Origin of the sequence: Flavobacterium solisilvae (assembly GCF_012911605.1) — a bacterium.
Lineage (GTDB): Bacteria > Bacteroidota > Bacteroidia > Flavobacteriales > Flavobacteriaceae > Flavobacterium > Flavobacterium solisilvae.
Window position 1 is genome coordinate 1 of the sequence record NZ_JAAMPT010000191.1, and the last position, 23,916, is coordinate 23,916.

The 23,916-nt window shown below is 33.9% G+C and carries 25 protein-coding genes; 2 read left to right on the forward strand and 23 right to left on the reverse strand.

What is annotated here, in order from left to right:
- From G6042_RS01775 to aspS, 21 genes are all read right to left on the reverse strand, one after another.
- Positions 1–122 (reverse strand): biotin/lipoyl-containing protein (locus G6042_RS01775; RefSeq protein ID WP_169522545.1); only part of this gene is annotated, 122 nt, incomplete at its 3' end.
- Positions 123–147: 25 nt separating this feature from the next.
- Positions 148–309: a hypothetical protein gene (locus G6042_RS01780; RefSeq protein ID WP_169522546.1), complete on the reverse strand. Its 162-nt coding sequence runs from the start codon at positions 307–309 to the stop codon at positions 148–150.
- Positions 263–676 (reverse strand): hypothetical protein, encoded by a 414-nt coding sequence (locus tag G6042_RS01785; protein ID WP_169522547.1) that lies wholly within the window; start codon positions 674–676, stop codon positions 263–265. Before G6042_RS01785 ends, G6042_RS01780 begins: the two co-directional genes overlap by 47 nt.
- 65 nt (positions 677–741) lie before the next feature.
- The gene (locus tag G6042_RS01790; protein WP_169522548.1) at positions 742–1,545 is read right to left on the reverse strand and encodes a hypothetical protein; all 804 of its coding nucleotides are present in this window, start codon (positions 1,543–1,545) and stop codon (positions 742–744) included.
- Between the two features lie 330 nt (positions 1,546–1,875).
- On the reverse strand, positions 1,876–3,255 hold the full coding sequence (locus G6042_RS01795) for an NADH-quinone oxidoreductase subunit N (RefSeq protein ID WP_169522549.1): 1,380 nt from the start codon (positions 3,253–3,255) through the stop codon (positions 1,876–1,878).
- Positions 3,256–3,259: 4 nt separating this feature from the next.
- Entirely contained in the window at positions 3,260–4,696 is a 1,437-nt protein-coding gene (locus G6042_RS01800; RefSeq protein ID WP_169522550.1) for a complex I subunit 4 family protein, read from the reverse strand.
- 10 nt (positions 4,697–4,706) lie between these two features.
- Positions 4,707–6,584, reverse strand: coding sequence for an NADH-quinone oxidoreductase subunit L (nuoL, locus tag G6042_RS01805; protein ID WP_169522551.1), 1,878 nt, complete (start codon positions 6,582–6,584; stop codon positions 4,707–4,709).
- 6 nt (positions 6,585–6,590) lie between these two features.
- The gene (gene nuoK, locus G6042_RS01810; RefSeq protein WP_133533401.1) at positions 6,591–6,911 is read right to left on the reverse strand and encodes an NADH-quinone oxidoreductase subunit NuoK; all 321 of its coding nucleotides are present in this window, start codon (positions 6,909–6,911) and stop codon (positions 6,591–6,593) included.
- Positions 6,912–6,913: 2 nt separating this feature from the next.
- A complete protein-coding gene (locus tag G6042_RS01815; protein WP_169522552.1) occupies positions 6,914–7,426 on the reverse strand; it encodes an NADH-quinone oxidoreductase subunit J family protein in 513 nt (170 codons plus the stop codon).
- Positions 7,426–7,977, reverse strand: coding sequence for a NuoI/complex I 23 kDa subunit family protein (locus tag G6042_RS01820; protein WP_169522553.1), 552 nt, complete (start codon positions 7,975–7,977; stop codon positions 7,426–7,428). Before G6042_RS01820 ends, G6042_RS01815 begins: the two co-directional genes overlap by 1 nt.
- A 6-nt stretch (positions 7,978–7,983) precedes the next feature.
- A complete protein-coding gene (nuoH, locus tag G6042_RS01825) occupies positions 7,984–9,015 on the reverse strand; it encodes an NADH-quinone oxidoreductase subunit NuoH (protein WP_169522554.1) in 1,032 nt (343 codons plus the stop codon).
- Between the two features lie 3 nt (positions 9,016–9,018).
- The gene (locus tag G6042_RS01830; RefSeq protein ID WP_169522555.1) at positions 9,019–10,047 is read right to left on the reverse strand and encodes a 2Fe-2S iron-sulfur cluster-binding protein; all 1,029 of its coding nucleotides are present in this window, start codon (positions 10,045–10,047) and stop codon (positions 9,019–9,021) included.
- A gap of 42 nt (positions 10,048–10,089) precedes the next feature.
- Positions 10,090–10,641 carry a hypothetical protein gene (locus G6042_RS01835; protein ID WP_169522556.1) on the reverse strand — a complete coding sequence of 184 codons (552 nt, stop codon included), beginning with the start codon at positions 10,639–10,641 and terminating at the stop codon, positions 10,090–10,092.
- 1 nt (position 10,642) lies between these two features.
- The gene (nuoF, locus tag G6042_RS01840) at positions 10,643–12,010 is read right to left on the reverse strand and encodes an NADH-quinone oxidoreductase subunit NuoF (RefSeq protein ID WP_169522557.1); all 1,368 of its coding nucleotides are present in this window, start codon (positions 12,008–12,010) and stop codon (positions 10,643–10,645) included.
- A gap of 4 nt (positions 12,011–12,014) precedes the next feature.
- On the reverse strand, positions 12,015–12,545 hold the full coding sequence (locus tag G6042_RS01845) for a complex I 24 kDa subunit family protein (protein WP_169522558.1): 531 nt from the start codon (positions 12,543–12,545) through the stop codon (positions 12,015–12,017).
- A gap of 97 nt (positions 12,546–12,642) precedes the next feature.
- A complete protein-coding gene (nuoD, locus tag G6042_RS01850) occupies positions 12,643–13,878 on the reverse strand; it encodes an NADH dehydrogenase (quinone) subunit D (protein WP_169522559.1) in 1,236 nt (411 codons plus the stop codon).
- A gap of 71 nt (positions 13,879–13,949) precedes the next feature.
- Positions 13,950–14,462 carry an NADH-quinone oxidoreductase subunit C gene (locus G6042_RS01855; protein ID WP_169522560.1) on the reverse strand — a complete coding sequence of 171 codons (513 nt, stop codon included), beginning with the start codon at positions 14,460–14,462 and terminating at the stop codon, positions 13,950–13,952.
- 2 nt (positions 14,463–14,464) lie between these two features.
- Positions 14,465–15,007: an NADH-quinone oxidoreductase subunit B gene (locus G6042_RS01860; protein ID WP_169522561.1), complete on the reverse strand. Its 543-nt coding sequence runs from the start codon at positions 15,005–15,007 to the stop codon at positions 14,465–14,467.
- Between the two features lie 100 nt (positions 15,008–15,107).
- Entirely contained in the window at positions 15,108–15,473 is a 366-nt protein-coding gene (locus tag G6042_RS01865) for an NADH-quinone oxidoreductase subunit A (protein ID WP_169522562.1), read from the reverse strand.
- Positions 15,474–15,676: 203 nt separating this feature from the next.
- Positions 15,677–15,877, reverse strand: coding sequence for a cold-shock protein (locus G6042_RS01870; protein WP_169522563.1), 201 nt, complete (start codon positions 15,875–15,877; stop codon positions 15,677–15,679).
- A 220-nt stretch (positions 15,878–16,097) separates the two neighbouring features.
- Positions 16,098–17,849 (reverse strand): aspartate--tRNA ligase, encoded by a 1,752-nt coding sequence (gene aspS, locus G6042_RS01875; protein WP_169522564.1) that lies wholly within the window; start codon positions 17,847–17,849, stop codon positions 16,098–16,100.
- Positions 17,850–18,023: 174 nt separating this feature from the next.
- On the opposite strand from aspS, the gene G6042_RS01880 reads away from it, so the two are divergent.
- Positions 18,024–19,019 (forward strand): TlpA family protein disulfide reductase, encoded by a 996-nt coding sequence (locus G6042_RS01880; RefSeq protein ID WP_169522565.1) that lies wholly within the window; start codon positions 18,024–18,026, stop codon positions 19,017–19,019.
- Positions 19,020–19,182: 163 nt separating this feature from the next.
- A complete protein-coding gene (locus tag G6042_RS01885) occupies positions 19,183–19,527 on the forward strand; it encodes a toxin-antitoxin system YwqK family antitoxin (RefSeq protein WP_169522566.1) in 345 nt (114 codons plus the stop codon).
- Between the two features lie 67 nt (positions 19,528–19,594).
- On the opposite strand, the gene G6042_RS01890 is transcribed toward G6042_RS01885, so the two are convergent.
- Together G6042_RS01890 and G6042_RS01895 are read right to left on the reverse strand one after the other, a co-directional pair.
- The gene (locus G6042_RS01890) at positions 19,595–20,590 is read right to left on the reverse strand and encodes a hypothetical protein (RefSeq protein WP_169522567.1); all 996 of its coding nucleotides are present in this window, start codon (positions 20,588–20,590) and stop codon (positions 19,595–19,597) included.
- A 107-nt stretch (positions 20,591–20,697) separates the two neighbouring features.
- Positions 20,698–23,868, reverse strand: coding sequence for an efflux RND transporter permease subunit (locus G6042_RS01895; protein WP_169522568.1), 3,171 nt, complete (start codon positions 23,866–23,868; stop codon positions 20,698–20,700).
- Between the last annotated feature and the right edge of the window lie 48 nt (positions 23,869–23,916).

The following is a 23,916-nucleotide window of genomic DNA, read 5'->3' on the forward strand; positions in this document are numbered from 1 at the left end:
GAATCAACTTCGGCAATGGCTTGATCTTTTTCTACATAATCGCCATCTTTTACTAACCATGTTGCGATTTCTACTTCTTTTATCGATTCGCCTGGTGAAGGCACTTTCATTTCTAAAATCAACCTTTATAATTTTATAAGTGTGTTATTATCTAAATAAATTTTTATCAAAAACCATTCTGATGGCATCAGCATGACGACGTCTATCTCTAGTGTGACTTCCTGCTGCTGGTGTAAAGGTATACGTTCCATTTGCTGTATTATTAAACGCTGGCGACCATGTTTCCGTTTCCTGTTGTATGATCTCCACAAGCTGCGAATGCCGTAAACCATGCATTTGGATTGGTTACAATAGAATAAGATGATTGAACACCAAAAGGATTTGGATCAGCTACGAATGTATATCCAGTAATAAATCCTGTATCACCTTGAGAAAAATCACCATTGATAACCAAGTTGTCTGGCGAAGAAATTGCTCCAGATGTAACTGTATAAGTGGTTGTTACTGATGGACTAACGTTTTGAGTAGTTTCATTTGGATTGGTAATCGAACTATCCGCAGGATTAGCTGTCCATGTATAACTTCCATCACCTCCGGAAACTGTTAACGTTGTTGTTTCTCCTTCACAAATTGTAGTTGGACTGCTTACTTGTAAATCATTTGGAACAGTTAACACAATATTTGAAGCCGTGTATTCTTCATTATTTGTATCAAAAACAGATATATTGTAAGTTCCTGCACCTAATCCGTTAAAATTCCTGTCGTATTTGATTGAGTTGTTATTCCAGTCAAATTATATGTTCCATAAGGAAAAGTTCCTCCAGATAATGTAACAGTAATCGAACCATCTGTAGCATTTGGACATGTTGGGTTTATCGTTGCAAATGAACCTGAAAGTGGAAGTCCACCTTCGGTAATAGAAAAATCATCCACTGCAAAATCGCTTCCTACCATTCCAGAATTCATTGTTCTTAAACGAACCATAACGTTATCGGCAGCAACCACAAATGAATAACTTACTTTTTGCCATCCTTCCGAAGGTAATGGCGCTAAAGTATTAGGTGTAGTAGGATTTACATTATTGGCATTGACAAAAAATACACCAATATTCGCTCTTGTCGTTTCATCTGAAGTTACAGCATTGGAAACTGATTTTATCCAATACGAAAATGTATACGTTGAACCTGGTGTAAATCCGCCAATTGCTCCACCAGTATTTCCTGTTGTCCAGAAAAAACGGCTAGTTAATATTGAACCATCAATGACAAGCATATTTCCAGAACCAGTTGTATGATCTCCACCTGTAATATAGGTAGAATTCATCAATGTTGGATTAGTTGTTCTTGCATAAGTTCCTGGCGAACTAACTCCGGTTAAGGGATTAATTAAAATATAATCATGTACCAAAAAGCCAACACCTCTTCCGCCGGTTTCAAAATCGCCGTTGGTCAATATGTTTTGTGCATTTGAATTAAAAACTGTTGTAAGGAACAGCAATATAAATAGAAATGCCTTCTCAAATGGATGTCTTAGTCTCATTTTCATAAAGTATAAAGTTTATAGATTATAAAAATAGACTATGTTTTTTTATACAAAATTTACTTTTATGTTATAAAAACTATACATTATTTATTTTATCTGTAAAAACATACTGATTAATCAAATTTGATTTTACTTGGCTTGATTTTACTTGCCTTTTTGAAACTATGATGTAGTAATGTTAAGTTACTTTGTTGCGTTTTTTTATGGTTTTAATTTGTCTAAACTACCAAATTAGCTGTTTTAATAGCAAACTCTATCGTTGGACTATACAATTTAAAAGAAAAAGCCATCAAGAAATTCCTGATGGCTGTATAGTAAAAAATGAATTAATTCTTATTGTAGCAAATCGGTCAACAAAGAAGGATAAATTCCAATAACAATATTTAAAACTATAGCAACAATTGCTACAATTGTATAAGCAAAAGGAATTGCTACTTTCTCTTCATTTGATTCTTTAGTATACATTGCTAAAATCAATTTGAAGTAGTAACCAACACTAATAATTGAGTTGATAACTCCTGCAATAACAACGATTAAAAACCCAGCTTTAACGGTATCACTAAACAACATGAATTTAGCAAAAAATCCAGAGAAAATAGGAATTCCTGCCATCGATAATAACGAAGCAGTTAAAATTGCAGCCATCAATGGATTGGTTTTTCCTATACCGTTGAAGTTTTCAATATTCTCGTTCTCTTTGTTTTTTGTAACCATTATGATTACAGCAAATGCTGCAATTCCTGCTAAGGCATAAGCGGCTGTATAATATAAAAGTGTTGAAGCTGCCGTTGATAAAGTTAACAATGACATCAGCATAAATCCAGCATGAGAAATACCCGAAAAAGCCAACATTCTTTTGACATTCTTTTGACGTAATGCCATAATATTTCCAATGGTCATGGAAAGTATCGAAATAATTACAATCAACAATTCTACTTTATATCCAAGCGCAACGGTCATTCCGCTTAATAACTTATACAAGGTTGCCATGGCTACTACTTTTGCCAAAGTACTCATGACAGCTGTTGTCAATGCTGGCGAACCTTCGTAAACATCTGGTGCCCAAAAATGAAATGGTGCAGCAGCTATTTTGAATAACATTCCAATGACGATTAGTGTAACACCAATTGGAAACCAAACTGGCATTCCAACACCTTCGGATAAAGCGTAAATTTCTTCTAAATTGAAATATCCTGTTGCGCCATAAACCAAGCAAATTCCGAATAGAATAATTCCCGAAGCAAATGATCCCATTAAGAAATACTTCATTCCAGCTTCGTTGCTTTTAATATCTAATCGTCGGCTTGCCGCCAAAATGTATAATGAAATAGAAAGAACTTCAATCCCTAAAAAGAACATCGCCAAATTGGTAAACGAAACCATTGCAACTGCTCCAGCCAAAAGAAATATTTTTATGGCAATAAAATCAGAAAATTTAGTTGGGATGTCTTTATAAAAATCGTCACTCATCAACAAGATGAAAATCGTTAACACAATAAAAAGTGATGAAAACGCTGATGAAAACTTAGTTGTTGCCATCATGTTTAAATAATTAGTGTCAATCGAACTATCAATTGACCAAAGGTTTAACGAAATTCCTAAAACGCCAAGTAAACCAATTACAGTAACTGGAACCAGTAGTTTTCTTAAATTGAAAATCTCTGCCAACAGACAAAAAACTCCTAATGATACTATTGTTATTAATACTTGCATTTTATTATCTATTTATTACTGCTAAAATTTCTTTAATCGCTGGATTTACTAAATCGTTGATTGGTTTTGGATACAATCCGAAGAACAAAAGGAAACCAATAATTGCTACAAAAACAATTGCTTCACTAACGTTTACATCTTTAAAAACTTTGGTATTGGTTTCGCCAAGCATTACGTTTTGGAACATTTTCAACATATAGTAAGCTCCAAGAATAATGGTCGTTCCACCGATTACTGCAAACCAAATATTCACTTGACTTAGACTATATAAAACGGTAAATTCTCCTACAAAGTTGTATGTTCCAGGCAAAGCAACCGATGCTAAAACCAATATCATAAACATAGAAGTAAATCCTGAAGCTTGTGAACGAATTCCACCAAGTTCATCAATTTTTCTGGTTTCAAATCTTCTAAAAATTACTTCGGCAGCAAAGAATAGCCCAACGATTACAAAACCGTGAGCAATCATTTGATAAACTGCTCCATTTAATCCGTCAACTGTCAAAGTGTAACAACCTGCAGCGATTAAACCAACGTGTGCCAAAGAAGAATAAGCCAATAATTTTTTCAAATCTTTTTGACGAAGCGCAACAATTGAACCATAAATTACTCCTGCAATACTCAATCCGATTAAGATTGGCATGTATTCTTTTGCGGCATCTGGAGCGATTGGTAATTGCCAACGGATAACACTGAACAATCCCATTTTTAACATAATACCCGAAAGTAACATCGTTCCAACTGTTGGTGCTTTTTGATACACTTTTGCCTGCCAAGTATGGAAAGGAATAATTGGAATTTTGATAGCATATGCCAAGAAGAAAGCAAAGAAAATCCAAAACTGTTCGCAATGTGAAAGTTCTAATTTGTATAAATCTTCCAAAAGGAAACTTCCTGCTTTTGAATATAAATAAGCAAATCCAACCAACATGAATAACGAACCTGCTAAAGTGTAAATGAAAAATTTCACTACTGCTTTTTTACGTTCGTCAACGTCGCCATTACCCCAAATTAAGGCAATGAAATAGATTGGAATTAATGCCAATTCCCAGAAAATGTAGTATAACAAACCATCGGCAGCAAGGAAAGTTCCAACCATAGCAAATGCCATGAACAATACCAAAGCATAGAAATTTTTGCTGTTATTAAAACTATTTCCAAACGATGATAGTATAATTAACGGTGTTAAAGCTGTAGTCAATAAAACCATTGCCATAGATAAACCGTCGGCTTTTAGTGCCAAAGCAACTTTTGGATTAGCAATCCAATTGGAAACAAAACCAATGTCGGTTCCTTGATTGAATTGTAAAAGTAAATTAATTGATAATCCGAAAGCGACTAAACTGAATAGTAAAGCTACTTTTGAAGCTAGTTTATCACCCGAAACAAGTGTTGCAACGGCTCCAATTAAAAGTAGTATTAATAATGTAGTTACATCCATTATATGAAAATTATTGAGCTATGAATAAATAAGTTATGATGGCACAAATACCTAGTACAAATACAAATAAGTACAAACCGATATTACCATTTTGTAATTTTTTACCTTGAGATCCAATTCCGTTTGCCACTGTTCCAAAACCATAAACTACTTTCCCTAATGCAGGTTCAAGCGTAGTTCTGAAAAAGTTTGACAATCCATTTAATGGTTTTACAATTAAGAATGTGTAAAATTCATCCACATAATATTTATTGTAAATCGTTTTTGAAAAACCAACGATTTCGGCATCTTCTTTTGGCACAAAACCTTGTTTAATATATTTAGCATTTGCCCAAATAATTCCAACAATTGCACCAACCAACGCAATTCCCATCAAGATAAATTCTTGCGTTCCTAAATGATGTGCTTCGTGTTTTGCCGCTAAAACAGGTTCTAAGAAATGGTTTAACCACATACTTCCCGGTAAATTAATTGCGCCACCAATAACAGCTAAAACCGCTAAGATTACCAATGGAATAGTGATTAATTTTGGACTTTCGTGTAAATGGTGTTTTTGCTCTTCTGTTCCTCTGAATTCACGGAAGAAAGTCAAATACATCAATCGGAACATATAGAATGCTGTCATAATTGATGCAATAGAAGCCACAATCCATAATGCTTTATTATGTCCAAAAGCAACCATCAAGATTTCGTCTTTTGACCAGAAACCTGCAAAAGGGAAAATACCTGCGATAGCCAACGTTGAAATCATCATCGTCCAAAACGTGATTGGCATTGCTTTGCGCAAACCGCCCATTTTTCTCATGTCTTGTTCGCCGTGCAATCCGTGAATTACTGAACCCGAACCTAAGAACAAACACGCTTTGAAAAACGCATGCGTAATTACGTGGAAAACAGCAACCGTGTAAGCACCTAATCCTAAAGCTAGGAACATTAAACCTAATTGTGAAACGGTTGAATAAGCCAATACTTTTTTGATGTCATTTTGCAATAATCCGATAGAAGCCGCAACCAAAGCCGTAATTGCTCCAACAATAGCGATGATATTTTGAACATCTGGTGTTAAATCGAATAAGAAATTCATTCTGGTTACCATAAAAATACCTGCCGTAACCATCGTTGCTGCGTGAATTAATGCAGAAACCGGAGTTGGTCCAGCCATCGCATCAGGTAACCAAGTATATAAAGGTAATTGTGCTGATTTTCCACAAGCTCCAATGAATAAACATAATGCAGCTAAACCAAGTAAAGCAGAGTTTGCATCGCCAGCAGTAACAGCAGATTTAATTTCAGCGTAATTTAATGTTGAAAATAATGCAGCAATAATGAACATTCCAATCAAGAAACCTAAATCTCCTATTCGGTTCATGATGAAAGCTTTCTTTGCCGCATCATTGTATGGTTGGTTTTTATACCAAAATCCGATTAGTAAATACGAACATAATCCAACGCCTTCCCAACCGATGAACATTACTAATAAATTGTTTCCAACAACTAATGTTATCATGAAAAACACGAACAAATTCAAATAAGCAAAAAACTTATGCATATTTTCATCATCGTGCATATAACTAATCGAATACAAGTGAATTAGCGAACCAATTCCTGTAACGAATAATAACCAAAGTAATGATAATTGATCTAGTAAAATTCCAAAATCCAATTTGAAATTACTTACTTGTATCCAATCGAAAAGCGAAATTTCAAATGGTTTCCCGTTTTGATTTAATTGTGCAAAAAAGCAAATACTTAATAAAAATGAGACTACAACTGTCAAAGTTCCGATTGCGCCAGAAATTCCTTTGCTTACTTTTTTTCCAAAGAAAATATTGAAAAGAAATCCAACAAATGGAGATAATAGTAATAATAAAGCCAAGTTTGTATCCATTTTCAATTATCCTTTTAAATTCTTTAAATTGTCAATATCTATCGAGCCAAGGTTTCTAAAAACCGAAACTAATATGGCTAAACCAACGGCTACTTCTGCTGCGGCAACTGCCATCGAGAAAAACACAAAAACTTGTCCTTCGGCATCTTGATGATAGGTTGAAAATGCTACAAATAGTAAGTTAACCGCATTCAACATAATCTCGATGGACATAAAAACTATAATGGCATTTCTACGATACAATACTCCAAAAACCCCAATACAAAAAAGCAATACGGTTAGGAAAATGTAGTTTTCGATACCAATAATATTTAAAATATTCTCTATCATTATTTCTGGTCTTTTTCTTTTTTAGTCAATAATACCGTTCCAATCATTGCCACTAATAATAAAATAGAGGCAAATTCAAATGGAACCATATATTCGTTCAACAATACTTTTCCTAATACTTTTATCGATTGAAAATCTTCTCCTGAACTGTCATATTCGCCCATTATCGTTTTTGAATTGATGAAAATCGTAATCAAAACGATACTCATCAGGATGAAAACTACGATTGCGCCAAGACGTGTAATTCTCGGTTTGTGTACTTCGTCTTCTTTGTTGAGATTCATTAACATTATCGTAAAAAGCATCAATACCATAATAGCTCCAGCATAAACGATAAGCTGAACAATGGCAACAAATTGTGCGTTTAACAACAAATAATGTCCCATAATTGAAACCATACACAACACCAAATAAATAGCGCTGTGGATTGGGTTTTTACTATAAATAGTTAAAAACGCTGTTGCCAAAGTAAAGGCAGCTAAAAAATAAAATGTAATTAAAACTGGTGACATTAGTTAGCGTTTTTTAGTTGGGTATTTTTCAAAGCCATTTCAAGTGGCATTACTAATTTATCTTTTCCAAAAATGAAATCTTCTCTGTCATATTGTGCCGGAACTAACTCTTTTGAAAGTGTTAAGTAAATAGCATCTTTTGGACAAGCTTCTTCACATAATCCACAGAAAATACAACGAAGCATATTGATTTCATAAATTGAAGCATATTTCTCTTCACGATACAAATGTTCTTCGCCTTTTTTGCGTTCTTCGGCTTTCATTGTGATGGCTTCTGCAGGACAAGAAAGTGCGCACAAACCACAAGCGGTACAGTTTTCTCTTCCTTGCTCATCGCGTTTCAACATATGTCTTCCACGATATACAGGACTAAATTCTCTAACTTGCTCTGGATAATGAATCGTTGCTTTTTTTCTAAAAAAGTGTTTGATGGTAATCCACAAACCTTTTACGATAGCAACAAGATACATTCTTTCAAGAAACGTCATTTCCTTATTGGAAACTTGCTTTTTCTTGCCTGATAATGATATATTTTGAATAGCTGTTGACATACTTTTTTATTTAAAAACTAGAATACAAATTCCAGTTACCATAATATTTACAATGGCTAATGGAATTAAAATTTTCCAACCCAAATGCATTAATTGATCGTATCTAAAACGTGGAATTGTCCATCTTACCCACATGTAGAAGAAGATGAAGAAACATATTTTTATAAACAATACTACAATTCCAAGAATGTTTGCTGCATTTACACCAACGTTATCAACCATCCATTGCATTCCAGGATAATTGTAAGCACCAAAATACAACACAGCTAAAATCGCTGATGAAATAAACATATTAGCGTATTCAGCAAACAAATAGAATCCCATTTTCATGGAAGAATATTCCGTATGATAACCACCAATCAACTCCGATTCACATTCGGCTAAGTCAAAAGGTGTTCTGTTGGTTTCGGCGAAAGCACAAATCAAGAAAATCAAGAATCCAACAGGTTGATAGAATACATTCCAATTCATTCCAGCTTGTTGCGCAGCGATTTCTTTCAAACTCAATGTTCCTGTCATCATTAACAAAGCGATGATGGATAATCCCATGGCGATTTCATAAGAAACCATTTGAGAAGCGGCACGAACCGAACTCATTAATGAGAATTTGTTATTTGAAGCCCAACCACCAATCATAATTCCGTAAACTCCAACCGAAATAATCCCGAATACATATAATAACGCAACATCAATGTCGGTTGCTTGTAAAATTACTGTTCGACCAAAAATTTCCAATTTATCACCCCAAGGCATTACGGCACTGGTCATCAATGCAGTACTCATAGCAATTGCTGGACCAACAATAAACAGGAAACGGTTTGGTGTATTTGGGAAAAATTCTTCTTTGGCAAATAATTTCATACCATCGGCTAACGGTTGTAATAATCCGCCCCAACCCGCACGGTTTGGTCCAACTCTATCTTGAAGAAAAGCAGCAACTTTACGCTCAGCCCAAGTAGAATACATCGCCATAACCATGGTTATCGCAAAAATTGCAACAATAAAAACACTTTTTTCTATAATAAATGCACTATCCATTTCTTACGCTTTTTTATTGTTATCTAATGGAATTTGAGCCATACTAATTTTTTTTCTGTCGATTTCTCTACCTTCAAGAATTCCTTTCTCGGTTTCAATCACCACTTTATCCATTTTACGAGTATAATTGTTTTGATTGATTACAGAGTCTTTCTCGAATTTTCTTGGACCTTCAATAACCCAATCCGATACTTCTTTTTTGTCAAAACGACAAGTGTTACAAATGAAATCTTCCACTTCGTGGTATTCATCTTTTCTAGCTGTAACTCTTTGAATTTCGTTTCCAAACATCCAAAGTGTTGTTTTTCCACAACATCCAGGCGTTGTACATTCTCTATGTGCATTGAATGGTTTGTTGAACCAAACTCTCGATTTGAAACGGAATGTTTTGTCGGTTAACGCACCAACTGGACAAACGTCAATCATGTTTCCTGAAAATTCATTGTCAATTGCTGCAGAAACACATGTTGAAATTTGTGAATGATCTCCACGGTTTAAAACTCCGTGAACTCTTCCATCAGTTAATTGATCGGCAACTTCTACACAACGTTGACACACGATGCAACGGTTCATGTGAAGTTGAATGTATGGACCAATATCTTCAGGCTCAAAAGTTCTTTTTTCTTCGATGAAACGAGTTTCTGATTTTCCGTGTTCGAATGATAAATTCTGCAAATCACATTCTCCTGCTTGATCACAAACTGGGCAATCTAATGGATGATTAATCAAAAGGAATTCGGTTACTGCTTTTCTAGCTTCGGTTACTCTTTCAGAAGATTTGCTGGCTACTTCCATTCCGTCTTGACAACCAGTAACACAAGATGCTACTAATTTTGGCATTGGTCTTGGATCGGCTTCGCTACCTTTTGTAACGTCAACTAAACAGCAACGGCATTTTCCGCCTGTTCCTTTTAGTTTAGAATAATAACACATGGCTGGCGGAACTGATTCTCCACCAATCATACGAGCAGCTTGTAGGATTGTTGTTCCTGCTTCTACTTCTATTTCTTGACCGTCTATGGTTACTTTCATCTATGTTATTTTAGAAAGTTGTTTTTCTTTATTTTTTGAATTCTACAATTTATTTTTAAAATGATCATTGTATAAAAAAACCAATTCAGTAAATTGATTTAACTTATATTCATCAGTATTCATCCATTTATTATATAACTCAGGATAATCTTTAATAAATTCCCCAAATTTTTTTCTTAGGCCAAAACCAGCAATTGTATGAAGTTTGCCATTGCTTAATATGACTCCATTTGAAAATTCCATCCCAGTTGATGAAAAATAAATTTTGTATAAATTTATTTTCCCTAGAGTTACTTCATGATAGAATTGTTTTTTGTCCTCTTTCAAGCTAACAAATTTAAAATCACATTCTGGACCAATAAAATAAAACGATTTTATTTCTAATGGTTTATATGTTATTTCCTCTCCTTTTCCTGTTAAAATTTTTACCTTTTTACAAACAGAAGAAGGATAGATTGAATTTTCGTTAATCGAATTAATCCTAACAAAAAATTTACATCTTATTGTGTCATTTGCATTAGTCACAACATATCCATCAAACTTTTGCGAATGAACAAATGAAGAAAACAATAATGAAAATAATAACAATCTCATTTTAAACTTCTTGCTTTGCTACTAAATGCTTCACTTTTTCGAATGGTTCAGCAACAAAATGATCTCTATTTTTTATTTTTTCTGGGAAACGAATGTGGTATTCAAACTCGTCTCTGAAGTGACGAATTGCAGCAGCAACTGGCCATGAAGCCGCGTCACCAAGTGGACAAATCGTATTTCCTTCAATTTTGGACTGAATACTCCATAACAATTCGATGTCTTCCTCGCGTCCTTGACCGTTTTCAATTCTCCATAATACTTTTTCTAACCAACCTGTTCCTTCTCGGCATGGTGTACATTGTCCGCAGCTTTCGTGGTGGTAAAAACGTGAAAAATTCCAAGTATTTCTGACGATACATGCTCTATCATCATAAACGATAAATCCGCCTGAACCTAACATGGAACCTGTTGCAAATCCGCCATCAGAAAGACTTTCGTAAGTCATCAATCTATCTTCACCAGCGGCAGTTTTGTAAATTAAATTGGCTGGTAAAATTGGCACTGAACTTCCTCCAGGAACTAATGCTTTTAATGGTCGATCGGTTTGCATTCCGCCACAATATTCATCAGAATTCATGAATTCGTAAACAGAAACACCTAATTCGATTTCGAAAACACCTTGATTTTTGATGTTTCCAGAAGCTGAAATTAATTTGGTTCCAGTAGAACGACCAATTCCGATTCCTGCATAATCGGCACCCGAATTATTGATAATCCAAGGCACAGCCGAAATAGTTTCTACGTTATTTACTACGGTTGGATTTTGCCAAAGTCCTTTTACCGCTGGAAATGGTGGTTTCAAACGAGGATTTCCTCGATTTCCTTCCAAACTTTCAATTAAAGCAGTTTCTTCTCCGCAGATGTAAGCTCCGCCACCAATTTGAACAAAAAGCTCTAAATCGTAGCCTGAACCTAATATATTTTTACCCAACCAACCAGCAGCTTTTGCTTCGGCGATGGCTCTTTCTAAAATTTTGTAAACCCACATGTATTCTCCACGAATGTAGATATACGAAAGGTTTGCACCCAAAGCATAACTCGATGTAATCATTCCTTCTATTAAAAGATGTGGAATGTATTCCATTAAATATCTGTCTTTGAAAGTTCCAGGTTCTGATTCGTCAGCATTACAAACCAAATGTCTTGGATTTCCCGATTTTTTATCGATAAAACTCCATTTCATTCCGGCCGGAAATCCTGCGCCACCACGACCACGAAGTCCAGAAGTTTTTACTTCTTCCACTACTTCATCTGGCGTCATTTTTTTCAGGGCTTTTTCTACTGATGCATATCCGCCTTCACGACGATATACTTCATAAGTTTTAATTCCTGGAACGTTGATTTTCTCTAATAATATTTTTCTTCCCATGATACTATTTATCGTGTAAAGTGATTTTTCCGTCTTTGCAATCCGTAATTAACTGATCGATTTTCTCTTTGGTTAGATGTTCTTGGTAGAAATCGCCCAATTGCATCATTGGCGCATAACCACATGCACCAAGACATTCTACACCGCGAACTTCAAATAGTCCATCGGCTGTTGGTTCACCAACTTTAACGCCTAACTTTGAACATGTATAGTCCATCAAGTCTTCCACTCCGTTTTGGCAACAAGGTGAAGTTTGACAGAATTCAAACATGTATTTTCCAATTGGACGTTGGTTGAACATCGTATAGAAAGTAACTACTTCATATACTTCAATTCGCTGAATTCCAAGAATTTCGGCTACTTTATTTTGCAATTCAATACTCAACCAATTGTCGTGAGCATCTTGAACTTCGTGCAAGACAGGTAATAAAGCCGATTTTTGTTTGCCTTCAGGATAATGACTAATCAATTCATTGATACGATTCATCAACGATTCGGTTATGTTTATCTCTTGTTTTATATGTGTTCTTTCCATTTTTAATTTCTTTTAACCACAAAGTGCACTACGAAAGCATAAAGTTCACAAAGATTTATTTTTTTTTTAGAATTAAATTTTTAATTTTTAATTGAATTTATGCGTCTAATTCGCCTGCAATTACATTTAAACTTGACAATATTACGATGGCATCGGATAACATTCCGCCTTTAATCATTTCTGTATAAGCTTGATAATAAATGTAGCAAGGTCTTCTCATTTTTAAACGATAGGGCGTTCTACTTCCATCGGATATTAAATAAAAACCTAATTCGCCATTTCCACCTTCAACAGCATGATAAATTTCATCTACTGGAACTGGAACTTCGCCCATCACAATTTTGAAATGGTAAATTAAACTTTCCATATTATGATATACATCTTCTTTTGGAGGTAAATAATAATCGGGAACATCAGCATGATATGCACCTTCTGGAAGTTTATCTAATGCTTGGCGAATGATTTTTAAACTTTCCCAAACTTCAGCATTTCTTACGCAAAATCTATCATAAGTATCACCTGATTTTCCTACTGGAACATCAAAATCAAAATCTTCATACGATGAATATGGTGTGGCTTTTCTAACGTCATAGTCAATTCCGGCAGCACGAAGATTTGGACCTGTAAATCCATATTGCATTGCTTTTTCGGCAGAAATTGGACCTACATCAACCGTTCTATCAATGAAAATTCTATTTCTTTCGAAAAGGTTTTCAAATTCTTTCCAAGCAATTGGGAAATCATGAAGGAATGTTTCTAATTTTTTGAAAGCTTCTGGCGACCAATCTCTTTCGAAACCGCCAATTCTTCCCATATTAGTTGTTAATCGAGCGCCACAAATTTCTTCGTAGATTTCGTAGATTTTTTCTCTAAATTGAAATACATAAAGGAAACCAGTATACGCACCAGTATCAACACCAAGGATTGAGTTACAAATTAAATGGTCAGCAATTCGAGCCAATTCCATTACGATAACTCTAAGGTATTGAGCGCGTTTTGGCACTTCAATATTTAATAATTTTTCAACAGTCATCCACCAAGCCATGTTGTTGATAGGCGAAGAACAATAGTTCATTCGGTCAGTCAAAACATTGATTTGATAAAAAGGACGATTTTCGGCAATTTTTTCAAAAGCACGATGAATGTAACCAATCGTTGGCTCGGCATCTAGAATTCGTTCACCATCCATTAAAAGGATATTTTGAAAAATTCCGTGCGTTGCTGGATGTGTTGGTCCTAAATTTAATACCGAAAGTTCGCTTCCGTCTTCGTTGCGTCTTTCTTCTATTACTTTAGCATATCGATGCTCTGGTGGTAACAATAAATCTGACATATATTCTATTACGAATTATGAATTACGAATAAACAATTGTTTACATCGCAATTGGATAATTATTTTTTCTTTTAACTTGTTCTTCCAAAGAATCTATCGTCTTTGTCGGTTCTTCCGCTATCTTCCATTGGGAATTCTTTTCGCATTGGGTGAGAAACCATTTCGTCCATATTGAGAATTCGTTTCAACTGCGGATGTCCATCGAATTGTATTCCATAAAAATCCCAAGCTTCTCTTTCCATCCAATTGGCACATTGAAATAAATCTACGATCGATTTTAATTCAGGATTTTCACCATCTAAAAAGGTTTTTACACGAATTCTAGTGTTTTCAATCCAATTGTGTAATTGATAAGTAACCGCAAATTGTTGTGATTTTTCGTTATCTGGATAATGTATTCCAGCTAAATCGGTAAGAAAATGGAAGTTTAAATCAGCATCTTCTTTTAGAAATTTAACTAAATTATATGCTTTATCTGAATCTACATCGAAACAAAAAATATCTCTTTGCATTCTGAAATTGGAAGTTGAATTTCCAAACGTTTCAGTTATTTTGTTTTGTATATTAACTGTGTCTAATGCCATGATTATAGATTATAGGAAGCTAATAATTCTTTATATTCTGGGGAATTTCTTCTTCGAACTGATTCGTTTTTAACCAATTCTTGTAGCTGCATTACGCCATCTACAATTTGTTCTGGTCTTGGCGGACAACCTGGAACGTAAACATCTACTGGAATTACTTTATCAATTCCTTGTAGCACAGAATACGTATCAAAAACACCACCTGAACTGGCACAAGCACCAACAGCAATAACCCAACGTGGTTCTGACATTTGCTCGTAAACTTGACGAAGAATTGGCGCCATTTTTTTTGAAATAGTTCCCATAACCATTAGCATATCAGCTTGTCGAGGAGAAAAACTTACTCTTTCTGAACCAAAACGTGCTAAATCGTAGTGTGAAGCCATTGTTGCCATAAATTCAATTCCGCAACAAGATGTTGCAAACGGTAATGGCCAAAGCGAATTAGCGCGCGCTAACCCAACCACATCGTTTAATTTAGTTGCAAAAAAACCTTCGCCCGAAACTCCTTCTGGTGGAGCAACCATATTTGTTTTATTTTCCATTTTAGATATTAGGTGTTAAATATCAAATGTTAGTATAACTGACTTTATTTTTTAAAGAATTAAACCTTATAAAAGTTTTAAATCTAAATTTACAAATTAATTATTCCCATTCAAGAGCTTTCTTCTTGATAATATAAAAGAAACCAATAAGTAATAATGACATAAAAATCATCATTTTAATCATTCCTTCAATACCAAGATCTTTGAAATTTACAGCCCAAGGATATAAAAAGATAACCTCAACATCAAAAAGCACAAACAAAATAGCGACAAGGAAATATTTTACGGAGAAAGGAATTCGGGCATTTCCAACGGATTCAATACCACATTCGAAATTTTTATCCTTGTTTTTTGAACTTCTTTTTGGTCCTAAAAATCCAGAGATAATAATGGTTCCAACTACAAATCCAACTGCTAAAAGCATTTGCATTAAAATTGGAAAATAATCAAGTTGATTTGATTGCATAACCTTAAAATTTGCTCGAAATTAAAATAGTTACAAATATACATCGCAATATTTAAAACGCAAGAAACAATCCCTAAACGTTTGTTATTTATAGCTAAAAAAGGGTTTATTTAAAATCATTTTAAATAACAAATTAATTGAATAAAAAAAGCGTCCCAAAATTGGGACGCTTAATTTGCCAGGTAATCAAAAAATAATATATATTAGTCTTCGATAGCTACTACTTGAGCTGCTACTTTACCTTTTCTTCCTTCTTCTTCTTCGTATGAAACGCTATCACCTTCGTTTAACGAACCACCTTTAACTCCAGTAGCGTGAACGAAAATGTCTTTTCCTGTTTCATCGTCTGTAATAAATCCATAACCTTTGGATTCATTAAAAAATTTTACTTTGCCTGTGCGCATTTTGTAATAAAAAATAATTAATAATGCTCAAAGATAATTTTTATTGTGACATAACAATCATTTCAGTGCTAAATAATTACAAAATAATTAATGTTTGCTGCAAAAAACTATCAATCAGACATAAGTTTTATTAAAATATTTAAAATTTTAACATAAAAAAAGCAGCTATTTTTGATTATTTCAACAGCTGCTTTATTATTTTATAAGAATTTGATATAAATTACTTCAAATCAACTTTTATATGTAATTCGTTTAATTGTACGTCATCAATTACAGATGGCGCATCGATCATTACGTCGCGACCTGAATTATTTTTTGGGAAAGCAATAAAATCTCGAATGGTTTCTTGTCCACCAAGAATTGCCACCAATCTATCCAATCCAAAAGCTAAACCTCCGTGTGGTGGCGCACCAAACTGGAATGCATCCATCAAGAAACCAAATTGATTTCGAGCTTCTTCTTCTGTAAATCCTAAATATTTGAACATTAATTGTTGTGTTGCTTTATCATGAATTCTGATAGAACCACCGCCAATTTCATTTCCGTTCAAAACCATATCGTAAGCATTGGCACGAACTTTTCCTGGATTTGTTGCCAATAATTCCATGTCTTCAGGTTTTGGCGATGTAAATGGATGATGCATTGCGTGCCATCTTCCGCTTTCTTCATCTAATTCTAATAATGGGAAATCTACAACCCAAAGTGGAGCAAATTCTTCAGGCTTTCTTAAACCTAAACGAGTAGCTAATTCCATTCGTAAAGCTGAAAGTTGTGCACGAGTTTTATCGGCTGGACCAGAAAGTACAAAAATCATATCGCCAGCTTTTGCGCCCGTAATTTCAGCCCATTTTGCTAAATCTTCTTGGTCGTAGAATTTATCTACAGATGATTTATACGTTCCATCCGCTTCACATTTTACATAAACCATTCCCGAAGCACCAACTTGTGGACGTTTTACCCAATCAATTAAAGCATCGATTTCTTTACGAGTGTAAGTTGCGCAATTTGGAGCAGCAATTCCAACCACCAATTCAGCTGCGTTGAAAACTGGAAAATCTTTGTGTTGTGCTACTTCATTCAACTCACCAAATTTCATATCAAAACGAATGTCTGGCTTGTCATTACCATAGGTTTTCATCGCATAATCGTAGGTAATTCTTGGAAACTTATCTACTTCTATACCTTTGATTTCTTTTAGTAAATGACGAGTTAATCCTTCAAAAACATTTAAAATATCTTCTTGTTCAACGAAAGCCATTTCACAATCGATTTGTGTAAACTCAGGTTGCCTATCGGCACGCAAATCTTCATCGCGGAAACATTTTACAATTTGAAAATACTTATCCATTCCGCCAACCATCAAAAGTTGTTTGAACGTTTGTGGCGATTGTGGTAAGGCATAAAATTGTCCTTCGTTCATTCTACTTGGAACAACGAAATCTCTTGCGCCTTCTGGAGTTGATTTGATTAAGTAAGGCGTTTCTACTTCACAAAAATCTAGGTTAGAAAGATAATTTCTAACGGCTTGCGCTACTTTATGACGAAACAATAAACTGTTTTTTACTGGATTTCTTCTGATGTCTAAGTAACGGTATTTCATTCGAATATCTTCGCCACCATCGGTTTCATCTTCTATAGTAAATGGAGGAGTTATCGCTGCATTTAAAATCGTCATTTCATTTACCAAAATTTCGATTTCTCCAGTTGGAATGTTTTTGTTTTTGGCTTCACGCTCGATTACGGTTCCTTTTACTTGAACTACAAATTCTCTTCCCAATGTTTTAGAAAGTTCAAAAACAGCTTTATCTGTACGACTTTCATCAAAAATTAACTGCGTAATTCCATATCGGTCGCGCAAATCAACCCAATTCATAAAACCTTTATCTCTTGATTTTTGAACCCAACCAGCAAGTGTAACTTCTTGATTAATATGTGTGGCGTTTAGTTCACCACAATTATGACTTCTATACATTTTGGAATAAATTTTGTTTTAAATAATTATCCGACAAGTCGAATTGAGTGCAAAAGTAAAAAACTAAAACCAATTTAGACAGATAAACAGTACTTGAAATTTTTTGTTAATCTTTGTTTTTGTGATTTATAAAAAACTATATTTGATTTCGAAAAAATAAATTCAACATCAATCATGAAAAAATTGCTTACTTTAGTAACGACACTTCTTGTAACGGTTTCCCTTTTTGCACAAGAAGATATGACATTTCAAGCAAATGTTACCAATAAAAACGGTGATGTTTTGTTCATTAAAAATGGACGAACCATCGTTAAAGAAATAAAAGCGGATGAAAAAGGTGAATTCAAAGCTACTTTTCCAATAAAAGAAGGTTTATACCAATTATTTGACGGAGCTGAATATGCTCAATTATTTTTAAAGCCAGGTTATGATTTAAAAATGACTTTGGATGGAGCAAAATTTGACGAAACCATCAAATTTACTGGCAAAGGTTCCAATGAAAATAATTTTATTGCTGCTCAAACTTTAGCAGAACAAAAATTTGATTATAACGGTATGTTAGCGCTTGACGAAGCAGCATTCAACAAAGCATTTGACGAAAAATTAAATGGCGATATTGCTAGACTTGATAAACAAACTGGTTTGGATGCCAATTTTGTAACAACCTATAAAGCTGGAATTTCTCAAGGTTTACAAGGTTTAAAACAATATTATGCTCAAATTTCTGCCAATAAAAAACTAAACAACACTAAATCGCCAGGTTTTGATTTTGAAAATCATAAAGGTGGAAAAACTTCTTTGGAAAGTTTGAAAGGAAAATACGTTTACATAGATGTTTGGGCAACTTGGTGCGGACCATGTCGTGCTGAAATTCCGTTTTTAAAGGAAATTGAAGCAAAATATCATGGAAAAAACATTGAATTTGTTAGTATTTCTGCTGATGTACAAAAAGATTATGACAAATGGAAAAACTTTGTAACCGAAAAACAATTAGGTGGAATTCAATTATATGCTGATAAAAACTGGGAATCAGATTTTCTAAAAGCTTTTGGAATAACTTCTATCCCAAGATTTATTTTAATTGATCCAAACGGAATTGTTGTAGATGCTGATGCAGCAAGACCTTCAAGCCCAAAACTAAAAGAACAATTAGACAGTTTACTTAAGTAATTCATTTCTAATCGATTTATAAAACCTTGTCATTTGGCAAGGTTTTTTTATTTCCAATGTTAAGTTTTTCTCAATGTTATGAAATTGTTAAGCAAAAGTTTTTTTATTGTAAACAAATTCAATAAATTTGTTCATACATTATTAATAACTAAAACCTACAATTATGAAAAAGATGCTGATTTTAAGTGCAATCCTAGTTTCAGGATTGACAATTGCACAAGAAAAGAAACCTGTTTTAGAACAAGAAGGAAGTTTAGTAAAAGCTACATATTATCACGAAAATGGTCAAATTCAACAACAAGGTTTTTTCAAAAATGGAAAACTTGAAGGACAATGGGTTTCTTATGACGAAAATGGCGTAAAAAAATCGATTGGAGAATTTGCTAACGGAGAGAAAACTGGTAAATGGGTTTTTTGGAATGATAAAACATTAAGCGAAGTAGATTATTCTAAAAGTAGAATTTCTTCTATCAAATCTTGGAAAGAAGAAGCTATCGTAAACAAATAACATTAACATAACAAAATAAAAAAGGAACTCAAATTTGAGTTCCTTTTTTTGTTTAACCAATTAAAATTTAAGGTTTAGCTCTTTTATCTAAATTTGGATTAAAAGAAAATCCGATACTAAAATAACCCGTTCCATCTTGTTTGTTAGAAAAAATATAATCGTTGGTGTTTTTCCCTCTTTCTGAAACTCTTGCATTGAAAACTGTTGCCAATCCGCTTTTAAATGTTGCAATTATTGATTTGCTAAAACAATGTTCATAGGTTAAACCCGTATTTATTTCAATTGTTCTGTAATCATACACTTTTGCAAATCCGGGTTGGTTTATGTAAGTATAAAATCCGCTAGTATTTAGTTCGCTTCCTAAAGAAATTCTTCCGTTTTCGAACAAATCTCTTTTAAACAAAAAACGTTGTGGTAGAATAAAATCCAAACTCCATTTTGAATTTTTAAATCGATGATCTACTAAAAAAGTTGGAGAAGCTGGAACTGGAGAAGTTGGATCAACTAAAACAATAAGTCCGACACCAATTGTGGTTCGTTCTGTTTTTTTCAAGATTATCGTAGCACCAAAAAAACCTTTTATACGTTCAGCATCTTTTTCGGTACCGTCAACAATTATACTTGTATTGTAAACAATTGGTTTTTTTAATAGTTGTGAAAAATAGGTAAAACTTAATGCTCCAGAAAGATAATGATAATCTGTTTTGTAGTCATAAAAAGTTATAGAACTGTCAACTTTATTAACAACATCAATGAGCTCAAAAGATTCGTATCGGTATCTAAAAGAAGAAGTAATATTCCATCGTTGTTTTTTAATTATTGGGATATTGGCACTTGCGCTAAAACGAGAATGATTTTTGATTTCGCCTTTTTCAAACGGATTGTCAAATAATTCTGAATCGAAGTCGGTTGGTAAATAGTTTTCAAATTTTAGATCAAACATTCGGGTTGTTGGGAACCTGTTGTTAATTGCTGATTGAACATTTTCTTTAAATTCTTTATTTTCTTGACCTTTTGCAAAAAGAAAAAGGAAACATACTAAAACAGAATATTTTAATTTCATTGATTGATTTGTAGGCTTTATATTTACGTTTTTTATGATATTAAATATACCCCAAATAGTGTATTACTTTTGGGGTATATTTATTCAATACTATTTAATAATAAGATTTAATGTTTCGGTGTAAATCCGTCTTCGCTTAATTCCCTGTGTTCGTAATCGGCAATCATTTCAGCTTCATAGTCTACTTTTTCGCCTTTAGAAACTCTGTTGATGATTTTCTCCATAATTTGGTAAATTACAGGAACCACAACAAGAGTAAGGAATAAAGAGGAAATCAATCCACCTATAATTACCCAAGCTAGACCGTTTTTCCATTCGGCTCCAGCTCCCGACGCTAATGCAATTGGGAACATACCAAAAACCATCGCAATTGTTGTCATTAAAATTGGACGTAATCGTGCATGATTTGCCTGAATTAAGGCTGTTCTAACTGTTTCACCTGCTTTACGACGTTGATTGGTATAATCCACCAACATAATTGCGTTTTTACAAACCAATCCAATCAACATAATGATACCTAAAATAGTAAAGATGTTAAGCGAATTATTAGTTAATGCTAATGCTAGCATCGCACCAATAAACGAAAGTGGAATAGCAAATAATACTACGAATGGATGTACGAAACTATCGTATAACGAAACCATTACCAAGTAAACTAAGATAATTGCTGCTAATAAAGCAACTCCAAGTGTCCCAAAACCTTCGCTTTGGTTCTCCATGTCGCCACCCCAAATATAACTTACACCTGTCGGTTTTTCTAATTTATCAATTTTTTCTTGCCATTGAGCAACAATTGTTCCAGAGGGAACACCTACGTTTTGTCCTTTCACAGTAACCGAAGCAGATTTGTCTCTTCTTTCCAACTCACTTGGTCCTGAACCTTCGGTTATGGTTGCAAATTGATTTAGCTTTATCTGTTGACCTAAATCATTAACAAAAATCAAATTACTTACATCATTTATACTTTTTCTATCAAAAGCGTTGTATTTAATATTGATATCATACTCATATTCTCCTGCTCTAAATCTTCCATCTGTATTACCACTGAAAGCTGTTTGCATTGTCATACCTACCGTTTGTAGGTTTAAGCCAAGTGCCGCCATTTTATCGCGATCAACCTGAACATTCACTTCAGGATTTCCATCTTCTACAGATAATTTAATTTCTGTTGCTCCAGGAATAGTTCGAAGTTCTTTTTCTGCTGCTTTTGCAAATTTCATAGCACTTTCTACGTTTGGTCCTGTTACGATTAAACCTAAAGTTGCTTCTTCGGCTGTTCCTAAAATACCTACTGGTACTGTTTTTACTTTTGCACCAACTAGTATCTTCTCTAACTTACGTTTTGTTTTGGCGGCATACACATTTGCTGGTTCATCACGTTTGTCTAAACCTACCATTTTCACATTAATTTCAGATTTATAAGCTGTTGCTTGTGAAGCACCCAAACCTTCACTAGTTTGACCAATAGTTGTGATTTGGCTATACACATAAGGTTCACTTTTTAAGAAAGCTTCAGCCTTTTGTGTCATAAAATTGGTTTGCTCAAGCGATGCGTCTTTTGGCATTTCAATTTGAACTAAAAACTCACCACTATCAGATGCAGCAAAAAATTCACCTCCAATAAATCCTCCACCTAATAATCCAATGGTTGATGCAAAGAACAATACTAAAACAACAATAAAAGTTTTTATATAGTGATCTAAACACCAAGTTAAAAGTTTTGAAATCCAATCGGTAAAACGACTTAAATAGCTTTCAAATCCAAGAATTATTCTTCCAAAAAGATTTTTACCAGTAATGTGTTCTAATTTCCCGTATCTTGATGACAACCAAGGAATAATGGTAAACGAAGCTACTAGTGATAATAATGTTGAGATAATAACTGTTACACAGAATTGTGTAATAATGTTTGAAACTAAACCTGTACTCATTGCAATTGGCAAAAATACTACCACAATTACCAAGGTAATGGACACAACGGTTCCGCCAATTTCTGCCGTTCCGTCATAGGCAGCACGAACTTTGTTTTTACCCATTTCCATGTGGCGATAAATATTTTCCAAAACCACAATGGCGTCGTCTACCAGAATACCAACAACAAGTGAAAGTCCTAATAAACTCATTAAGTTTAAGGTATAACCCATTAAATAAATACCGATAAAAGTGGCAATTAACGAAGCAGGAATGGAAACCATTACAATTAAGGAGTTTCTTATACTATGCAAGAAGAACAACATTACAAAAGCCACAAGTAGTACTGCAATAAGTAAATCGTGTACAACTGCATCTGCTGCTTCAAGGGTAAAAATTGTACTGTCTTTTGCAATTTCAAGCTCTAATCCATTGGTTTTATAATCTGTTTCAAGTTTGGCTATTGTTTTTACTAATTCTTCACTAACCGCAACAGCATTTGCATCAGATTGTTTAACGATTTGAAGAATAATGGCACTTTTTTGATTTACACGCGCTACTTTTTCAGCTATTTTTTGAGTGTCTTGTACATCTGCAATGTCACCTAAACGAACCTGAACTCCGTTTTGAGAAGAAACAATTAGGTTTCTTAATTCATCAACATTTTTATATTTTCCAGCTAAACGAATTAATATTTTTTGTTCACGAGTTTGAATATTTCCTGTTGGGAAATCTAAATTTGACGATAAAATAGTTTGTTGTACTTGAGGAATTGAGAGTCCATAACCTTGCATTTTTACTGCATCAAGATTTACTTGAATTTCTCGTTCTTGTCCTCCAATAATATTTACTTGAGCAACACCTTGAACTCTGGAAAGCACAGGAGCTAACTTTTTATCAACTAAATCATAAAAAGCAACTTCATCCATTTTTCCGTTAGCACCAATAGTCATAATTGGTAAATCACTCAAGGAGAATTTAGTTAACGAAGGTGTTTCGGCATCATCTGGCAAATCGCTGACAATAGCATTTATTTTACGTTGTGCATCGTTCATCGAAACATTAACATCTGCATTTGAAGTCAATGTAATGGAAACCGTTGATAAACTTTCATAGGATTTGGCATCAATTTTCTTGATGTTTTCTAAGGAAGCTACTGCATCCTCAATTTTCTTAGTTACTGTATTTTCTACTTCACTTGGTGATGCACCAGGATAAATTGTGGCAATTGTAATTACATTAGTTTCGAATTTTGGGATTAATTCGTATCCCAAATTACTGTAACTAAAAAGCCCACCAAGAGTAAGAATTGTAAACAATACAATTACTAACGACGGACGTTTTATCGATATTTCTGCTAATTTCATTTTTTTCTATTAAAAGAGTGAATAGGGATAATTAGAAAGTTTATCACT

Bases quoted from the DNA above. Each gene is read 5' to 3' on its own strand.
- G6042_RS01860 (WP_169522561.1), bottom strand. From the start codon at position 15,007: ATGGAAAATAAAACAAATATGGTTGCTCCACCAGAAGGAGTTTCGGGC.
- G6042_RS01885 (WP_169522566.1), top strand. From the start codon at position 19,183: ATGAAAAAGATGCTGATTTTAAGTGCAATCCTAGTTTCAGGATTGACA.
- G6042_RS01800 (WP_169522550.1), bottom strand. From the start codon at position 4,696: ATGGATGTAACTACATTATTAATACTACTTTTAATTGGAGCCGTTGCA.
- G6042_RS01795 (WP_169522549.1), bottom strand. From the start codon at position 3,255: ATGCAAGTATTAATAACAATAGTATCATTAGGAGTTTTTTGTCTGTTG.
- aspS (WP_169522564.1), bottom strand. From the start codon at position 17,849: ATGTATAGAAGTCATAATTGTGGTGAACTAAACGCCACACATATTAAT.
- G6042_RS01790 (WP_169522548.1), bottom strand. From the start codon at position 1,545: ATGAAAATGAGACTAAGACATCCATTTGAGAAGGCATTTCTATTTATA.
- G6042_RS01865 (WP_169522562.1), bottom strand. From the start codon at position 15,473: ATGCAATCAAATCAACTTGATTATTTTCCAATTTTAATGCAAATGCTT.
- G6042_RS01815 (WP_169522552.1), bottom strand. From the start codon at position 7,426: ATGTCACCAGTTTTAATTACATTTTATTTTTTAGCTGCCTTTACTTTG.
- G6042_RS01895 (WP_169522568.1), bottom strand. From the start codon at position 23,868: ATGAAATTAGCAGAAATATCGATAAAACGTCCGTCGTTAGTAATTGTA.
- nuoL (WP_169522551.1), bottom strand. From the start codon at position 6,584: ATGGATACAAACTTGGCTTTATTATTACTATTATCTCCATTTGTTGGA.
- nuoH (WP_169522554.1), bottom strand. From the start codon at position 9,015: ATGGATAGTGCATTTATTATAGAAAAAAGTGTTTTTATTGTTGCAATT.
- G6042_RS01845 (WP_169522558.1), bottom strand. From the start codon at position 12,545: ATGGAAAGAACACATATAAAACAAGAGATAAACATAACCGAATCGTTG.
- G6042_RS01880 (WP_169522565.1), top strand. From the start codon at position 18,024: ATGAAAAAATTGCTTACTTTAGTAACGACACTTCTTGTAACGGTTTCC.
- G6042_RS01820 (WP_169522553.1), bottom strand. From the start codon at position 7,977: ATGTCAACAGCTATTCAAAATATATCATTATCAGGCAAGAAAAAGCAA.
- G6042_RS01870 (WP_169522563.1), bottom strand. From the start codon at position 15,877: ATGCGCACAGGCAAAGTAAAATTTTTTAATGAATCCAAAGGTTATGGA.
- nuoD (WP_169522559.1), bottom strand. From the start codon at position 13,878: ATGTCAGATTTATTGTTACCACCAGAGCATCGATATGCTAAAGTAATA.
- G6042_RS01855 (WP_169522560.1), bottom strand. From the start codon at position 14,462: ATGGCATTAGACACAGTTAATATACAAAACAAAATAACTGAAACGTTT.
- G6042_RS01830 (WP_169522555.1), bottom strand. From the start codon at position 10,047: ATGAAAGTAACCATAGACGGTCAAGAAATAGAAGTAGAAGCAGGAACA.
- nuoF (WP_169522557.1), bottom strand. From the start codon at position 12,010: ATGGGAAGAAAAATATTATTAGAGAAAATCAACGTTCCAGGAATTAAA.
- G6042_RS01890 (WP_169522567.1), bottom strand. From the start codon at position 20,590: ATGAAATTAAAATATTCTGTTTTAGTATGTTTCCTTTTTCTTTTTGCA.
- G6042_RS01835 (WP_169522556.1), bottom strand. From the start codon at position 10,641: ATGAGATTGTTATTATTTTCATTATTGTTTTCTTCATTTGTTCATTCG.